Origin of the sequence: Pseudomonas sp. UW4, assembly GCF_000316175.1 — a bacterium.
Classification (GTDB): Bacteria; Pseudomonadota; Gammaproteobacteria; order Pseudomonadales; family Pseudomonadaceae; genus Aquipseudomonas; species Aquipseudomonas laurylsulfatiphila.
In genome coordinates, this window is sequence record NC_019670.1 from 3,421,783 (window position 1) to 3,438,223 (window position 16,441).

The 16,441-nt window shown below is 58.7% G+C and carries 12 protein-coding genes; 7 read left to right on the forward strand and 5 right to left on the reverse strand.

The genetic code is table 11. The features are described 5' to 3' along the window. Positions 1 to 377 precede the first annotated feature (377 nt). On the reverse strand, positions 378 to 986 hold the full coding sequence (gene miaE / locus PPUTUW4_RS14810) for a tRNA isopentenyl-2-thiomethyl-A-37 hydroxylase MiaE (protein ID WP_007976299.1): 609 nt from the start codon (positions 984 to 986) through the stop codon (positions 378 to 380). Positions 987 to 1,148: 162 nt separating this feature from the next. Here miaE and PPUTUW4_RS14815 point away from each other — a divergent pair, with 162 nt between their 5' ends. Next, a complete protein-coding gene (locus tag PPUTUW4_RS14815; protein WP_015095403.1) occupies positions 1,149 to 2,012 on the forward strand; it encodes a universal stress protein in 864 nt (287 codons plus the stop codon). An 85-nt stretch (positions 2,013 to 2,097) separates the two neighbouring features. On the opposite strand, the gene PPUTUW4_RS14820 is transcribed toward PPUTUW4_RS14815, so the two are convergent. After that, entirely contained in the window at positions 2,098 to 2,568 is a 471-nt protein-coding gene (locus PPUTUW4_RS14820; protein WP_015095404.1) for a DUF1289 domain-containing protein, read from the reverse strand. A 453-nt stretch (positions 2,569 to 3,021) separates the two neighbouring features. On the opposite strand from PPUTUW4_RS14820, the gene acnB reads away from it, so the two are divergent. After that, the gene (gene acnB / locus PPUTUW4_RS14825; protein WP_041474887.1) at positions 3,022 to 5,622 is read left to right on the forward strand and encodes a bifunctional aconitate hydratase 2/2-methylisocitrate dehydratase; all 2,601 of its coding nucleotides are present in this window, start codon (positions 3,022 to 3,024) and stop codon (positions 5,620 to 5,622) included. Positions 5,623 to 5,796: 174 nt separating this feature from the next. Here the strand turns inward: acnB and PPUTUW4_RS14830 are convergent, their stop codons facing one another. Together PPUTUW4_RS14830 and PPUTUW4_RS14835 are read right to left on the reverse strand one after the other, a co-directional pair. Beyond that, complete coding sequence (locus tag PPUTUW4_RS14830; RefSeq protein WP_015095406.1) at positions 5,797 to 7,449, reverse strand: SulP family inorganic anion transporter; 1,653 nt, start codon at positions 7,447 to 7,449, stop codon at positions 5,797 to 5,799. Positions 7,450 to 7,552: 103 nt separating this feature from the next. After that, the gene (locus tag PPUTUW4_RS14835) at positions 7,553 to 8,833 is read right to left on the reverse strand and encodes a serine/threonine transporter (RefSeq protein ID WP_015095407.1); all 1,281 of its coding nucleotides are present in this window, start codon (positions 8,831 to 8,833) and stop codon (positions 7,553 to 7,555) included. A gap of 368 nt (positions 8,834 to 9,201) precedes the next feature. On the opposite strand from PPUTUW4_RS14835, the gene PPUTUW4_RS14840 reads away from it, so the two are divergent. The 5 genes from PPUTUW4_RS14840 to PPUTUW4_RS14860 all read left to right on the forward strand — a co-directional run bounded on the left by PPUTUW4_RS14840 (position 9,202) and on the right by PPUTUW4_RS14860 (position 13,895). After that, positions 9,202 to 9,585, forward strand: a complete 384-nt coding sequence (locus PPUTUW4_RS14840; protein ID WP_015095408.1) for a tautomerase family protein — start codon at positions 9,202 to 9,204, stop codon at positions 9,583 to 9,585. Between the two features lie 27 nt (positions 9,586 to 9,612). Further along, positions 9,613 to 10,221: a TetR/AcrR family transcriptional regulator gene (locus PPUTUW4_RS14845; RefSeq protein WP_015095409.1), complete on the forward strand. Its 609-nt coding sequence runs from the start codon at positions 9,613 to 9,615 to the stop codon at positions 10,219 to 10,221. Positions 10,222 to 10,817: 596 nt separating this feature from the next. Further along, complete coding sequence (locus PPUTUW4_RS14850; RefSeq protein WP_015095410.1) at positions 10,818 to 11,783, forward strand: 2-hydroxyacid dehydrogenase; 966 nt, start codon at positions 10,818 to 10,820, stop codon at positions 11,781 to 11,783. Between the two features lie 144 nt (positions 11,784 to 11,927). After that, positions 11,928 to 12,995 carry a phosphotransferase family protein gene (locus PPUTUW4_RS14855; protein ID WP_015095411.1) on the forward strand — a complete coding sequence of 356 codons (1,068 nt, stop codon included), beginning with the start codon at positions 11,928 to 11,930 and terminating at the stop codon, positions 12,993 to 12,995. A gap of 132 nt (positions 12,996 to 13,127) precedes the next feature. Further along, on the forward strand, positions 13,128 to 13,895 hold the full coding sequence (locus tag PPUTUW4_RS14860) for an SDR family oxidoreductase (RefSeq protein WP_007976320.1): 768 nt from the start codon (positions 13,128 to 13,130) through the stop codon (positions 13,893 to 13,895). 203 nt (positions 13,896 to 14,098) lie between these two features. Here the strand turns inward: PPUTUW4_RS14860 and PPUTUW4_RS14865 are convergent, their stop codons facing one another. Then, positions 14,099 to 16,066 carry a hypothetical protein gene (locus tag PPUTUW4_RS14865; protein WP_015095412.1) on the reverse strand — a complete coding sequence of 656 codons (1,968 nt, stop codon included), beginning with the start codon at positions 16,064 to 16,066 and terminating at the stop codon, positions 14,099 to 14,101. Between the last annotated feature and the right edge of the window lie 375 nt (positions 16,067 to 16,441).

Genomic DNA, 16,441 nt, shown 5'->3' on the forward strand with positions numbered 1-16,441 from the left:
ATAACGCGTGTGAACTGGATAAACGCGGCGCACTGGAGTCCATCGCCAGCAAGCTGGCTCCTACAGTTTTAGCATGGGGCACGGTCCCTTGTGGGAGCTGGCTTGCCAGCGATGGTCGTTAACGATAACGCATGTGAACTGGATAAACGCGGCGCACAGACGCCTCGGCTTGGGCGAGTCCATTTAATTACAGTTTTAGCATGGGGCACGGTCCCTTGTGGGAGCTGGCTTGCCAGCGATGGTCGTTAACGATAACGCGTGTGAACTGGATAGACGCGGCGCACTTGAGTCCATCGCCAGCAAGCTGGCTCCTACAGTTTTCCGGGATTGCGTGAAATTTTTTTGCGTCGATAGCCCTGCGGGCTCTCCCGCGAGGCTTATGCCGCAGCCGGTACGCCGCTATGGAAACGGAACTCCACATCCGGGGATTCGATCAGTTCCTGTTCGGCGGCGCGGACCTTGTCGATCACCTGGGCGATGTCCCTGGCGTCACCATACTGGTAGGCCAGTTTCAGGTAACCCTGGAAATGCCGGGCCTCGCTCTTGAGCAGGCCGAAATAGAACTTGCCCAGTTCTTCGTCCAGATGCGGCACCAGCGCTTCGAAACGCTCGCAACTTCGGGCCTCGATGAAGGCGCCCACCACCAAGGTGTCCACCAGTTTCACCGGCTCGTGACTGCGCACCACCTTGCGCAGGCCCGACGCATAACGCCCGGCAGACAACTGGCGTAGGGCAATCTTGCGGCGCTTCATCAGGCGCATGACCTGCTCATGGTGCACCAGTTCTTCCCGGGCCAGACGCGACATCATGTTGATCAGGTCGACATGGGAATGGTACTTGGCGATCAGGCTCAACGCGGTGCTGGCGGCCTTGAATTCGCAGTTCTTGTGGTCGATCAGCAAGGTTTCCTGATCGGCCAGCGCGGCTTGAACCCAGCCGTCGGGGGTGCGGCAGCCAAGGAACTCGTGAATTTCGGGAAGGATCATGGGGCTCACGGACAAATAGGTTCAAAACGAAGGGCGCCGATTATACCGGCCTGCCCGCAGACCACCAGTCGCCAACCGTTGATATGCATCAAGTCCCCGAATCGCAGGCAGCAACTATAGTTGTGCAACGCCGTGCTTTTTTATTTTCAGGAGATCGCGCTCATGCAAGCCGTACGCAGCATTCTGGTGGTCATCGACCCCGAACACTCCGAAAGCCTCGCGCTCAAGCGGGCGAAGCTGATCGCCGGCGTGACCCAGGCGCAGTTGCATCTGCTGGTGTGCGACCCCAAGCATGATCACAGTGGCATGTTGGGTGTGCTCAAGGCCGCTTTACAGGGAGACGGATACAACGTCACCACTGAGCAGGCCTGGAACCACAGCCTGCATCAAACCATCGTCGATGTGCAGCAAGCCGAAGGCTGCGGTCTGGTGGTGAAGCAGCACTTTCCCGACAGCGCCCTGAAAAAGGCCCTGCTGACACCCGAGGACTGGAAGTTGCTGCGCGAATGCCCTTCCCCGGTACTGCTGGTGAAAACCGCTGGCTCATGGAAAGACAAAGTGATCCTGGCAGCCATCGACGTCGGCAACACCGACCTCGAACACCGCCACCTGCACAACACCATCATTGATCATGGCTATGACATCGCAACCCTGGCCAAGGCCCGTTTGCACGTAATCAGCGCCCACCCGTCGCCGATGCTGTCGTCGGCCGACCCGACGTTTCAACTCAGCGAAACCATCCAGGCGCGCTACCGCGAGCAATGCAAGTCGTTCCAGGCCGAGTTCGACATCGACGATGATCACCTGCACATTGAGGAAGGTCCGGCGGACGTATTGATTCCGTTCATGGTGCACAAGCTGCAGGCGGCCGTGACCGTCATCGGTACCGTGGCGCGTAGCGGGTTGTCAGGCGTGTTGATCGGCAATACGGCGGAAGTGGTGCTCGATTCGGTTGAAAGTGACGTATTGGTGCTCAAGCCGCAGGAGATCGAGGATCATCTTGAGGAGATTGCCGGCAAGCACTGAGATATGTGGTGATTGAAAGGCCGTCTTCGCGAGCAGGCTCGCTCCCACAGGGGACAATGTGGGAGCGAGCCTGCTCGCGATGCTCTTAGCCGTCAAAGGCGTCTTTCAGAAACCCCGGCGCAATGTAGCGCTGGTAATGCGCCTCGGAGAGCAGGAAAAATTCCCGATCAATGGCATCGCGCAATTCCGGCAGGTTCCAGTCGCGAAACTCCGGCAGCAATACCATCCCGTAGGCTTCCAGGTTGTTGATCACCCGCGCCCCCCGGGCGATCAACTGGTAGGCCCAGCAATATTCCGACTGATGGGGCACGAAACGGATCTTGCGTTGCTCCAGCTGCATCCGCAGTTGCGCCGGATCGAAAATTTCCACCTTGGCGGCCATCACTTGCGACAGCAATTGCTCAAGACGCAGCCATACAGCGCGCTTTTCCTCCTCGTTGTAACCGTTCCAGTGGATCACTTCGTGGTGGAAACGCTTGCAGCCACGGCACACCAGGTCACCGTAAACAGTGGAGCAAAGGCCGACGCACGGCGTCTTGATGGTCTGATTGGGCATAGGTAGGCAAAACGCGAAAAAGCAGAACAGGCCGGCATGTTAGTCCTTTGTCCACCATTGATCACCCCTCAAAGTTCAGGGCCATGGGTAAATCGGCGTTTACCGGCCGCCACCAAAGTCCAATAAAACCTGACTTACCTTAAATTTTTTTTGCCGTAGAATCAGCCTGCCTTTTTAGGCGCCAATGTCCGTTAGAAGCTGTTTTCAAAGCGTCACGAGCACAGTCGTTCCTTCAGAGCGGTGTTGGCGAGGGGTTTTTCCAGCGGGGAAAAGCCCAACGCCAACCCTCATCAGCTCCCGTTCTGCAGGCGTAAAACTTTGAAAGCAGCTTCTGTAAGGAATTGTCGGTAATTCTGGCTAAGTGGCTCACAACGCCATGCAGCGCATGAGTACGGCAATTTCGGGATGAGCGTCCCGGACACCCATTTGGGACCACTGATGAGGGTAATAACTGTGCTTGAAGCCTACCGCAAACATATCGAAGAGCGCGCAGCACTGGGTATCGTTCCCCAGCCGCTAAACGCCGAACAAACTGCAGGCCTGGTCGAGCTGCTGAAAAATCCCCCGGCTGGCGAAGAAGCATTCCTCGTTGACCTGATCACCAATCGCGTTCCGCCTGGAGTGGACGAAGCAGCCTATGTCAAGGCCGGCTTCCTGTCCGCCATTGCCAAAGGCGAAGCCACCTCCCCCCTGATCGACAAGAAGCGCGCTGTTGAACTGCTCGGCACCATGCAGGGCGGCTACAACATCGTGACTCTGGTAAACCTGCTGGACGACGCCGAACTGGCGCCAGTAGCTGCCGAAGAACTCAAGCACACCCTGCTGATGTTCGATGCTTTCCACGACGTCGCTGAAAAAGCCAAGAACGGTAACGTTCACGCCAAAGGCGTGCTGCAATCCTGGGCTGACGGCGAGTGGTTCGTGAAGCGCCCGACCCTGGCCGACAAGATCAGCCTGCGCGTGTTCAAGGTCACTGGCGAAACCAACACCGACGACCTGTCACCTGCGCCTGATGCCTGGTCCCGTCCGGACATCCCGCTGCACGCCCTGGCCATGCTGAAAATGGCTCGCGACGGCATCGTGCCTGACGCACAAGGCGTCACCGGTCCGATGAAACAGATCGAAGAAATGCGCAATGCCGGCTTCCCGATCGCCTACGTCGGCGACGTGGTCGGTACCGGTTCTTCGCGTAAATCGGCGACCAACTCCGTACTGTGGTTCTTCGGCGACGACGTTCCTTACGTGCCGAACAAGCGTGCCGGCGGTTTCTGCTTCGGCAGCAAGATCGCTCCGATCTTCTACAACACCATGGAAGATGCCGGCGCACTGCCAATCGAATTCGACGTTTCCAACATGCACATGGGCGACGTGATCGACCTGTACCCGCATGCTGGCAAAGTCTGCAAGCACGGCACCGACGAAGTCCTGACCACCTTCGAAATGAAGACCCCGGTCCTGTTGGACGAAGTTCGCGCCGGCGGCCGTATTCCGCTGATCATCGGCCGTGGCCTGACCGAGAAGGCTCGCGCCGAGCTGGGTCTGCCACCTTCGACTCTGTTCAAGAAGCCTGAAGCACCGGCTGAAAGCACCAAGGGTTTCACCCTGGCGCAGAAAATGGTCGGCAAGGCTTGCGGCGTGACCGGTGTTCGTCCGGGCACTTACTGCGAACCGAAGATGACCACCGTGGGTTCCCAGGACACCACAGGTCCAATGACCCGTGACGAACTGAAAGACCTGGCGTGCCTGGGCTTCTCGACCGATCTGGTGATGCAGTCCTTCTGCCACACCGCGGCTTATCCAAAGCCGATCGACGTGACCACCCACCACACCCTGCCTGACTTCATCATGACCCGCGGCGGCGTTTCCCTGCGCCCGGGCGACGGCATCATCCACTCGTGGCTCAACCGCATGCTGCTGCCAGACACCGTCGGTACCGGTGGTGACTCCCACACCCGTTTCCCGATCGGCATCTCGTTCCCGGCCGGTTCCGGTCTGGTTGCGTTCGCCGCAGCCACCGGCGTCATGCCGCTGGACATGCCTGAGTCGATCCTGGTTCGCTTCAAAGGCGAACTGCAGCCAGGCGTCACCCTGCGTGACCTGGTTCACGCCATTCCTTACTACGCGATCCAGGCTGGCCTGCTGACCGTAGAGAAGAAAGGCAAGAAGAACGCCTTCTCCGGCCGCATCCTGGAGATCGAAGGTCTGCCTAAACTGACCGTAGAACAAGCGTTCGAACTGTCTGACGCCTCGGCTGAACGTTCGGCTGCCGGTTGCACCATCCAGCTGTCCAAAGAGTCGATTGCCGAATACCTGCAGTCCAACATCACCTTGCTGCGCTGGATGATCGGCGAAGGCTACGGCGATGCACGTACTCTGGAACGTCGCGCTCAAGCGATGGAAGCCTGGCTGGCCAACCCTGAGCTGCTGGAAGCGGACAAGGACGCTGAATACGCCGAAGTCATCGAGATCGACCTGGCCGACATCAAGGAGCCTGTGCTCTGCGCGCCAAACGACCCGGACGACGCCCGCCTGCTCTCCAGCGTTGCTGGCGAGAAGATCGACGAAGTGTTCATCGGTTCGTGCATGACCAACATCGGTCACTTCCGCGCTGCCGGCAAGTTGCTGGAACAGGTCAAGGGTCAGTTGCCAACCCGTCTGTGGCTGTCGCCGCCGACCAAGATGGACGCTCACCAGCTGACCGAAGAAGGCTACTACGGCATCTACGGCAAGGCCGGCGCGCGCATGGAAATGCCGGGCTGCTCGCTGTGCATGGGTAACCAGGCACGTGTAGAGCCGAACTCGACCGTTGTGTCGACTTCGACCCGTAACTTCCCGAACCGTCTGGGTGACGGCGCGAACGTCTACCTGGCTTCGGCTGAGCTGGCGTCCGTGGCTTCCATCCTGGGTCGCCTGCCGACCGTCGAGGAGTACATGGAATACGCTGGCAAGATCGACAGCATGGCGGCCGATGTCTACCGCTACCTGTCCTTCGACCAGATCGCCGAGTTCCGTGAAGCTGCTGCGAACGCCAACATCCCGGTCGTTCAAGCCTAACGTTGCAACGCAATGAAAAACGCCGCCCATCGTGAGATGGGCGGCGTTTTTTTATGCCTTCAATTTGAACACTACCCCCTGTGGGAGCGAGCCTGCTCGCGAAAGCGTCAGTACATTCAACATCGATATTGGCTGACCCACCCTCTTCGCGAGCAGGCTCGCTCCCACAGGGAGTCATGCATTCAACTGAAGCGCCTGTTTCACCGCACCATCCACACTCAACCCACTCAGCACCACCCCGTTAGCCTTCACCTGCGACAACACCTCCAACGCCCCTTGTGCGTCGTCCTTCAGACGCGCCAGGATCAGACACGGGCCTTCCTCATGCACATGCACGAAAAACGCCTGCAACGCCTCAATGCTGGTGCCATCCAGATCCGGCGACTCCTCCAGACTGAGAATCACCGTATGAATCGGCGTTTGCGAATGCCGGATCAAGTGCAAGGCAGCGCCGAGAATCCGCTCGACATTGGCAAAGAACAACGCTTCACCCGGCCGCACAATCAACACGCCAGGCACGGCCTGGGCCGCTGGATGGCGTTGCAGGTCGACAAAGTCGTGACCGCCATCGATGCGCCCGAGAATCTGGATATCCGCCGCCGACAGCTGCTTGAGCATCAGCAACACACTGATCGCCACCGCCACCAGCAAGCCGTCCAGCACACCCAGTAGCAATACCGCCCCCACGGCGCAGATCACCAGCAAGCGGTCACGGCGCCAGATGAAATAGCGTCCCAGCGGTTGCAGGCTCAAGCCACGCCACAACGCATGGATAACGATGGCGGCGAGAATCGGTTCCGGAGTCAGGGCGATATACGGCAGCACCGTAAGGACAATGAGCAGCACCACCAGCGCCGCCACGATCCCGGCCAGGCGTGAAGTGGCGCCGGCAGCCTCATTGGCCGACGTCGCCGAATACCCCGCGCCCGCCGGCATGCCGTGGAACAAACCGGACAGCAGGTTGGAAGCACCCAGCGCCAGCAGGTCGCGGTTCGACGTTACGCGATCACCGTGCTTGAGCGCATAAGCACTGATCGAACCATACGACTCGGCATACAGAATCATCACCATGGCAAACGCCAGCTCACCCACACGCAGCCAGTCGGTAAACGGCAATACCGGCAGCTTCGGCACCTCCAGGCTCAGATCGATCAAGCCGATCAGCTTCACGCCATAGGCCGGCAGGTCCAGCCACTGCCCCGCCGCGATGCCGATCACCACCACCAGCAAACCACCCGGCAGGCGCCGAAACCGCGCGAACAGCCATAACAAGGCCAATGCCACGGCGCCGACAGCAGCTGCCGCCCAGTTCCATTGCGGCAGTTGCTCCAGCAATTGCGGCAGAAAACCCACCAGGTTGGCTTCAGTCAAATGCACGCCCACCACGCTGGCGACCTGCTTGAGAATGACGGTCAGCGCCAGGCCAAAGGCAAAGCCGCGCAGCACCGGCTTGGCGATGAACGAGGTCACGCTGCCGAGTTTGAACAATCCGGCCAGCAGGAAAAACGCCCCGGTCATCAGTACCAGACCGAGGGCCAGGGTCGAGCGAAGCTCGGGATCGCCATTGGCCAAGGTCGCGGTCGCGGCGGCCAGCACAGCGGCGGAGGATGAAGTGGCCGAGACAATGGCAAAACGGCTGGTACCGAACAGGCCATAACACAGCAACCCGGCAAACAAGGCGATCACCCCGGCCTGGGGCGCCAGTGCGGCGATGCTTGAATAAGCGACGGCTTCGGGCAACAACAGGCCGGCTATCGACAACCCGGCCAACAGGTCCTGCCAGCGCTTGGGTTGCTCGGTGGGGTTTGCGTTGGGGGCGCTCGACAATCGAATGTCTCCAGGCGAAAAAAAGCCGCTGCACGTATCACGTGCAGCGGCCACTGTAGCTGAAAATCAAAGGATCGCAGCCTGCGATCTCTTGATCTTTGACTTATGCGCTCAACGAATAAATCAACGCCGTGATCGCCACCAGACCCACCGCCGTCACGAAGACGTTGGACGCCTGACCGCGATAGCGTGCCATCGCCGGCACCTTGCGGATGGCGTACATCGGCATCAGGAACAGGATCGCCGCGATCACCGGGCCACCGAGGGTTTCGATCATGCCCAGGATGCTCGGGTTCAGTGTGGCGACGATCCAGCACACCACCAGCATGAACGCGGCGGTCATGCGGTCCAGGGCCTTGGCGGACGGACGCTGGCCGCTCTTGACGATCAGCCCCTTGAGACCTTCGCTGGCGCCGATGTAGTGCCCCAGGAACGACTTGGAAATGGCCACGAAGGCAATCAACGGCGCCGCGAAGGCAATGGTCGGGTTGCTGAAGTGGTTGGCCAGGTACGACAGGATCGACAGGTTCTGTGCCTTGGCTTCAGCCAGTTGCGCTGGCGACAGGGTCAGCACGCAACTGAAGACGAAGAACAGCACCATCACCACCATCAACAGGTGCGCCCGGGACAGGATCTGCGAGCTGCGCTCCTCGGCGTGATCGCCGTAGCGACGCTTCTGGTCCACGGCGAAGGCCGAGATGATCGGCGAATGGTTGAACGAGAACACCATCACCGGAATCGCCAGCCACAGGGTGTGCAACAGCGCCGACGGTGCCGGCACGCTGCTGGCGGTGGTCAGGATGCCGCCGTTCCAGTGCGGAACCAGGTACACCGCCAGGAACAGCAGGGCAACGATGAACGGGTAGACCATCAGGCTCATGGCCTTGACGATCAGTTGCTCACCGCAACGCACCACCGCCAGCAGGCCGAGGATCAGCACCAGCGACAGCACGGCGCGCGGCGGCGGCGTGATGTGCAGTTGATGCTCGAGGAAGCTGCCCACGGTGTTGGTCAGGGCCACGCTGTAGATCAGCAGGATCGGGAAAATGGCGAAAAAGTACAGCAAGGTGATCAGCGCGCCGGCCTTGATACCGAAATGCTCTTCCACCACTTCAGTGATGTCGGCGCCTTCGCGACCGGACAACACAAAACGGGTCAGCCCGCGGTGCGCGTAGAACGTCATCGGGAACGCCAGCAACGCGAGGATCAGCAGCGGCCAGAAACCGCCGAGGCCCGCATTGATCGGCAAAAACAGGGTGCCCGCACCAATCGCCGTGCCAAACAGGCCCAGCATCCACGTGGTGTCCTGGCGATTCCAGCTCGAAAGCGTTGCGGGTGTTGCTGCTACATAGCGTTTGTTGACGCTATTGGCCTGATCATTCATCCGGTGGGATCTCCACATTCCGGTCACTTGCCACCCGGTCAGAACGCGTCGGAATACCCGACAGGCAGCGTCCTGACCGGAACAGGGGCGCGATTCTGGAGGATTAGTGAACAGAAGCAAAGACTTAGGTGAGGAACGGTGGTACCAGATTGACGAAAGTCCCCCTGTGGGAGCGGGCTTGCTCGCGAAAGCGGTGTGTCAGACACATCAATGCTGAATGTGCCACCGCCTTCGCGAGCAAGCCCGCTCCCACAGGGATTTGTACGGTTTTCAGATCTTGTGCTTCTTCGCAAGATGGCGCTTGCCACTTGATAAAGGTCCACCATCATGTATTTTTAAACAACCTGCATTCCTCCTGGAGTCTTCCCATGCCACTGGTTCGCGTCGACATCAAAAAACATCAGGACCCCACACACGCCAAACGCATCGGCCAACTGATCTACGCCGCCATGCACAGCACCATCGGCGTGCCGGAGAACGATAATTTTCAGATACTCGCCGAACACGATGAGCAGCATTTCATCTTTGATCCCGGTTATCTGGGTATCGACCGCACGGACCAGTTGGTGGTGATCCAGATCACCATGAGCGAGGGGCGAACCGTCGAGCAGAAAAAACGCCTCTACAAAACCATCGCCGAAAGCCTTCACACAGAACTGGGCGTGCGTCTGGAGGACGTTTTCATCAATCTGGTGGAAGTCAAAAAAGAGAACTGGTCGTTCGGCAACGGAATTGCCCAATACGCCCTCTGATATTCAACCTGAAATCGAGAAAGACCCATGCCCCGCGTTTCCCGCAAACAAGCCGACCTCAACCGCGAGACCATCGTCGATGCCGCCACGCGGCTGTTCCGCGAACGCGGTTTGCACGGAATCAGCGTGGTCGATGTGATGGCCGCCGCGGGTTTGACCCACGGCGGCTTCTACGGGCACTTCGAATCCCGCGAAGCCCTGGCGCAAGAGGCCAGTGGCCGGGCTTTCGAGCAGGCCGCGCAACGCTGGCAAGCACGGGTGGCCGATCAGGAGAGCAAGGACACCGCCCGCCGCGCCGTGGTCGAAACGTACCTGTCCAGAGAAAGCCGGGACAATCCGGGTGACAGCTGCCCGGTAGTGGCCTTTGCCGGGGACATGTGCCACGAGGCCGCCGAGAGCGGTTTGCGTCAAACCTACCTGCAGGGCCTGAACAACCTGCTCGACTCCCTGGGCTCACTGCTCGACACCGAGGACGAAGCCGACAAACGGCAGCAGGCGCTGGTGCAGTATTCGCTGATGTTCGGCGCGCTGATGTTGTCCCGGGCGACCCGCGGCGATCCACTGTCGGATGAAATTCTCGAGGCTGCCCGGGCAGCACTCTCGGCGTCGTCTTTAAGCATTCCCGGGAAACTGTAGGAGCCAGCCTGCTGGCGATGGACTCCAGTGCGCCGCGATCATCCAGTTCGCCCGCGTAATCGTTGACGACCATCGCTGGCAAGCCAGCTCCCACAAAGGACCGCGCCCACGCTAAAACTTTAGGAACAGCCGGTCGACGCTCGATTGCTGGCGATGGACTCAAGCGCACCGCGTTAATCCAGCTTACACGCGTTATCGTTAACGACCATCGCTGGCAGGCCAGCTCCCACAAAAGACCGTGCCCACGCTGAAACTGTAGGAGCCAGCCTGCTGGCGATGGACGCCAGTGCGCCGCGTTCATCCAGGTCATACGCGTTATCGTTAACGACCATCGCTGGCAAGCCAGCTCCCACAGGGGACCGCGCCCACGCTAAAACTGTAGGAGCCAGCCTGCTGGCGATGGGCTCCAGTGCGCCGCGTTAATCCAGTTCACGCGCGTTATCGTTAACGACCATCGCTGGCAAGCCAGCTCCTACACACGCAGTTCCGCATGAAATGGCGCAGGCCGCGATCGCCGGCGGTTGCCAAGCTATCCTGAAATCAGCAATCTCAAGCGACGTTCGAGCCGTTTTTCCGATGCCCACAGGGAGCCAAGCATGCCTGTAACCGTTCTGGTACTGGTTGAAACCATCAATGATTACCTGCCTATCCTCGAACATCAGGGCTTCCACCTGATACTGGCCCCGACGCCCGCCGAGCGTGCCGAAGCCATCGCCCGCCACGCCGGGCAGATCGACGCCGTCCTGACCCGTGGGCCATTGGGGCTGTATGCCGATGAAATCGCCGCGCTGCCCAGACTCAAGATCATCTGCGTGATCGGCGCCGGTTATGAACACGTCGACCTGCAGGCCGCCGCCGACCGGGGCATCACCGTCACCAATGGTGCCGGGGTCAACGCCTCGTCCGTCGCCGACCATGCCATGGCGCTGCTGCTGTCGCTGGTACGTGACGTGCCCCGCTGTGACGCCGCCGTTCGGCGCGGCGAGTGGCCGAAAATCATGCGCCCTTCCCTCGCCGGCAAGCGCCTGGGCATCCTCGGCCTCGGCGCGGTCGGCATGGCCATCGCCAAACGTGCCAGTGCCGGCTTCGACATGAGCATCTGCTACCACAATCGCCAACGTCGCCGCGATGTGCCCTACACGTTCTGCTCGACCCCGACCGAACTGGCGCGCGCCTCGGACTTCCTGATCGTCGCCACGCCGGGCGGGCTGGGCACCAAACACCTGATCAATCGCCAGGTCCTCGACGCCTTGGGCCCCAAGGGTTTTATCGTCAACATCGCCCGGGCCAGCGTGATTGCCACCGCCGACCTGATCACCGCCCTGGAGCAACGCCGGATCGCCGGCGCCGCGCTGGATGTGTTCGACGCCGAACCGAAGGTGCCGGATGCGCTCAAGACCCTGAGCAACGTGATCCTCACACCCCATGTCGCCGGACTGTCCCCGGAAGCCACCCAGGGCACCGTCGAGCTGGTGGGCAAGAACCTCGTGGCGTTTTTCTCCAGCCAACCGGTGCTGACGCCGATCGACTTGCCGCCGGCCATGAGCCGGGTCGTTCATTGAACGCAATTCAAACAGCTGTATCAAAAGCAATGATTGGCCGGCAACACGCTCACCTATAAGAGCCGATCGCGGTTGTGGGTGCGGGGTGTGCGCATTAGATTAGCCAATAGTTTCAGGCCTCCAGAATAAGCAGAAGGGATAAGCATGGCGCTTACTGACCAGTCCACCCGTATCCGCACCGGCGAAGAGCTCGATGCCAGCCTGATCGATCCATACCTCAAGGCCCATATTCCGGGGCTCAGCGGTTTGCCGAAGATCAGCCAGTTCCCGGGCGGAGCGTCGAACCTCACTTACTTGCTGGAATACCCCGAGCAGGAATTCGTCCTGCGTCGACCGCCCTTTGGCCACAAGGCCAAGTCGGCTCACGACATGGGCCGTGAATTCCGCATCCTCAATCAACTTCGCGACGGATTTCCGTACTGCCCGAAAGCCTACGTGCACTGCACCGACGAATCGGTAATCGGTGCCGAGTTCTACGTGATGGAACGGGTCAACGGCATCATCCTGCGCTCCGACCTGCCGCCGGATCTGGGGCTGGACTCGGCGAAAACCGAAGCCCTGTGCAAGAGCTTCATCGACAAGTTCGTCGAACTGCACCAGGTCGACTACAACGCCTACGGCCTGGGTGACCTCGGCAAGCCCGAAGGCTACGTGGCGCGCCAGATCAAAGGCTGGAGCGATCGCTACGAGAAGGCCCTGACCCCCGATGCGCCACAATGGCAAACGGTTAAAGCCTGGCTCAACGACAAGATGCCGGCCGACCATCCGACCTCCAGCATCGTGCACAACGACTACCGCTTCGACAACGTCATCCTCGACCCGAACAACCCGATGCAGATCATCGGCGTGCTCGACTGGGAACTGACCACCCTGGGCGATCCGCTGATGGACCTGGGCAACACCCTCGCCTACTGGATCGAAGCCGATGATCCGGCACCGGTGCAGATGATGCGCCGCCAGCCAAGCCACGCGCCGGGCATGTTGACCCGCCGCGAGTTCGTCGATTACTACGCCCAACGCTCGGGCATCCAGATCGACAATTTCGACTTCTACTACACCTACGGCCTGTTCCGCCTGGCCGGCATCGTGCAGCAGATCTACTACCGCTTCTACCACGGCCAGACCCAGGACAAACGCTTCGCCCAGTTCATTCACATGAACAAGCTGCTGGAGCAGATGAGCTTGCAGGTGATCCAGAAATCCAGCCTTTGACCGTACGCGATCCCTGTAGGAGCGAGCCCGCTCGCGATGATCGTGAACGATAACGCGCACTGACTGGCCTCAACAGCATTGGCCGCAACCCGGCATTTGACTCGATAACAAGACTTTTCATAAGGGAATCCCATGTCCAAGACTCAGTTGTTCGACCTCGACGGCAAGATCGCTTTCGTCTCCGGCGCCAGCCGTGGCATCGGTGAAGCCATCGCCAAACTGCTGGCCCAGCAAGGCGCCCACGTGATCGTCTCCAGCCGCAAGCTTGAAGGCTGCCAACACGTCGCCGACGCGATCATCGCCGCCGGCGGCAAGGCCACCGCCATCGCCTGCCACATCGGCGAAATGGAACAGATCAGCCAGGTCTTCGCCGGCATCAAGGAACAGTTCGGCCGCCTCGACATCCTGGTCAACAACGCCGCGACCAACCCGCAGTTCTGCAACGTCCTGGACACCGACCTCAGCGCCTTCCAGAAAACAGTCGACGTGAACATTCGCGGCTACTTCTTCATGTCGGTCGAAGCCGGCAAGCTGATGCGCGAAAACGGCGGCGGCAGCATCATCAACGTTGCTTCGATCAACGGCGTTTCGCCGGGGATCTTCCAGGGCATCTACTCGGTGACCAAGGCGGCGGTGATCAACATGACCAAGGTGTTTGCCAAGGAGTGCGCGCAGTTCGGGATCCGTTGCAATGCCCTGTTGCCGGGTCTGACCGATACTAAATTCGCCTCGGCACTGGTGAAAAACGAAGCCATTCTGAACACCGCCTTGCAGCAGATTCCGCTCAAGCGTGTGGCGGATCCGAGTGAAATGGCGGGGGCGGTGCTTTACCTCGCCAGCGATGCTTCGAGCTATACCACTGGGGTTTCGTTGAATGTCGATGGTGGTTTCCTGTCCTGATGCGAGTCAGCGAATGAAACAGGAAAGGCAACCCGTGCTGGCTTCTTGCTGATCCAGAATATGAAAAAAGGCAGCCGATTGGCTGCCTTGCGAACGGGAGCGTCGCCCAGATTTCAGCACTGCATAACAGAAGCCCCTGTTATGCAGTGGGCTCATGACACTGCCGTTTTTTAACTATGCGCAATAATTGTTTAGCGAGCAAATTAAGACGGTCGACCAAAAAGCAAAACATCTTCCCGCGCCGTATATACAGATGAATAATCAAAAGTTAGCGTATCTAAAACATAACCGACAGCTGGAGATGAAAAGGTCCACTCCACCCTTCCATTAATTACAGGAAACGACCGATTCAAAGGAGGATTAAAGATGAACTCATTAGGGCTATTTTTGACATATATGTTCGACACTCCAGCTGAAACCTCCACACTTAAAGAATACGGCCTATCAGGTAAAATAAAATCGGTAAGATCAAGAAGCTCCTTTCCATTCACATAGTACTTGGGAACTATCTGCCTAATAACAGGCAACACCAGCATTTCACTGAATCCTGCCCCACTGAATCCGAGTTCATAACTCCCCGACTTCGTGAAAGAACCAGTAACCTGCCAACTATAGACAGCAGACTCTGTGTTTATTTGCGGCCGAAATTCCAGATCCCCCGACTCAATTCCATCTCCTTTGATCCATTGTAGCCTCAACGGGTACCCGGCCAACGGGCTATACAACTTCGGGACCAATGTAAATGTATGCCATTCTCTCCTCAGGTTCGGGATGTCTACATTGGAAATCTCCTTACCGTCCATCAAAACATTTACTTCGTCAGCCAGATTATTCGACAACAACTTGCTGATTGGAAGAGTAATAGGCGTAGTCATGCCCTTACCCAACAACTTCAATTCAAAAGCACCGCTTTTGGTGTTCCCCACTACGTCCCACCGATAGCCAGTTTGCTCACTGCCAAATGCAGGCGAACTGGCTAAATTGGCGGGACTGAGCCCACCTTTGATTGCAAAGGTCAAACTGACCGGAAGGCCAGCGAGTAGACTGCCGGGTTTTGGAGTCAACGTGACAGTTTTCGGTTTATCCCGGAAAAACCAATTGCCCTCCGCGGGCACCGCTACACCATCAATCTTGACATTAGCCTCATCCGCCAGGTTGTTGGACAGCAACTTGCTGATTGGCAAGGTAATTGGTGTAATCATGCCCTGCCCTGAGAGCTTCAGTTCAAAAGTACCGCTGTTGGTATTCCCCGTCACCCTCCAACTATGCATAGTTTGCTCAGAGCCAAAGCCTGGTGCACTCACCACGTTGGCAGGATTAAGGTTGCTTTTTATTGTGCAGGTCAACGTGACCGGTAAGCCTGCCAATGGACTATCTGACTTTGGTCTCAGTGTGACGATCTGGGCTTGATTACGGATAAACCAATTACCTCCGTCCGGTACAGCGACGCCGCCAATGTTGACAACAGCTTCGTCAGCTAAATGGTTCGACAGCAACTTACTGATTGGCAGGGTAATAGGCGTAGTCATGCCCTTTCCCGACAGCTTCAGCTCGAAAGTACCGCTTTTGGTATACCCCGTCACTCTCCAACTATACGTGGGTTGCTCACTGCCGAAAGCCGGTGCACTCACCACGTTGGCGACATCCAGGCCACTTTTGATTGCACAGGTCAACGTGACCGGAAGGCCGGCCAGCGGGCTGCCTGATTTGGGAGTCAACGTCACCGTTTGCACCTTGCCCCGGTAAAACCAATTACCCCCGGCAGGTACGGCGACGCCGCCGATCTTCACGTCTGCCTCATCCGCCAGGTTGCTCGAAATCACCAGGCTTCGATGCTCCCACGACTCCAGCACTTCCCTGCTGAAAAACACCAGGGCGATACGACCGCTCTTGCCAGTGCCCGGCGTTATCTTCCAAGTGAACTTGCCATCGACGGGAGCCACCCAATTGCCAAAATCCGGCGATGCCGCGATGCTCAAACCGCCATCCTCAGGCAGCCCCAGATTCAGCGCCCTGGCGATTGCGGGCGGGGCCTCCACCGTCACAACGTTCTCCTGCCCACGGAGCAAAACAGGTGCCGTACCCCTTTCCACTTTATTACCGTTGATCGACAACGTGGCTTGGTCCCAAGGGCTTGGTGCAACGGTTGCAGCTTTTAATTCGTCGGTCATGACGACGTTTCCTTTTTAGCGTTGGACAAAAACAGTCCATTCACTATCAGGAAAAATCGATATACCGAAAACTGCCATAACTGACAGGGCTACTAGACCAAGCTGCGATACAAACCGCAGATGGCATACAAGTCGTTCACGTTTTTCAAGGTGACCGGGTCGGTGCCGCACGTCGCCAGAAATGCATCGAGTCGGCCACGGCATTGGCAGGCGTGACGCCAATCAGCAGATCTCGGGTCCCGCTCTACCCAGGGCGACGATGAAAGCAATCACCATCACCCCGAGCAGGTCGAGGTTGCTGCACATCGCGCCCGGGTTTACTGCGTAACGCAGCGAGTCGTGGTGGTGACTCGGGTCACTTCGCCATTTTCAGCG

Bases quoted from the DNA above. Each gene is read 5' to 3' on its own strand.
- miaE (WP_007976299.1), bottom strand. From the start codon at position 986: ATGATCCTTCCCGAAATTCACGAGTTCCTTGGCTGCCGCACCCCCGAC.
- PPUTUW4_RS14815 (WP_015095403.1), top strand. From the start codon at position 1,149: ATGCAAGCCGTACGCAGCATTCTGGTGGTCATCGACCCCGAACACTCC.
- PPUTUW4_RS14820 (WP_015095404.1), bottom strand. From the start codon at position 2,568: ATGCCCAATCAGACCATCAAGACGCCGTGCGTCGGCCTTTGCTCCACT.
- PPUTUW4_RS14835 (WP_015095407.1), bottom strand. From the start codon at position 8,833: ATGAATGATCAGGCCAATAGCGTCAACAAACGCTATGTAGCAGCAACA.
- PPUTUW4_RS14840 (WP_015095408.1), top strand. From the start codon at position 9,202: ATGCCACTGGTTCGCGTCGACATCAAAAAACATCAGGACCCCACACAC.
- PPUTUW4_RS14845 (WP_015095409.1), top strand. From the start codon at position 9,613: ATGCCCCGCGTTTCCCGCAAACAAGCCGACCTCAACCGCGAGACCATC.
- PPUTUW4_RS14850 (WP_015095410.1), top strand. From the start codon at position 10,818: ATGCCTGTAACCGTTCTGGTACTGGTTGAAACCATCAATGATTACCTG.
- PPUTUW4_RS14855 (WP_015095411.1), top strand. From the start codon at position 11,928: ATGGCGCTTACTGACCAGTCCACCCGTATCCGCACCGGCGAAGAGCTC.
- PPUTUW4_RS14860 (WP_007976320.1), top strand. From the start codon at position 13,128: ATGTCCAAGACTCAGTTGTTCGACCTCGACGGCAAGATCGCTTTCGTC.
- PPUTUW4_RS14865 (WP_015095412.1), bottom strand. From the start codon at position 16,066: ATGACCGACGAATTAAAAGCTGCAACCGTTGCACCAAGCCCTTGGGAC.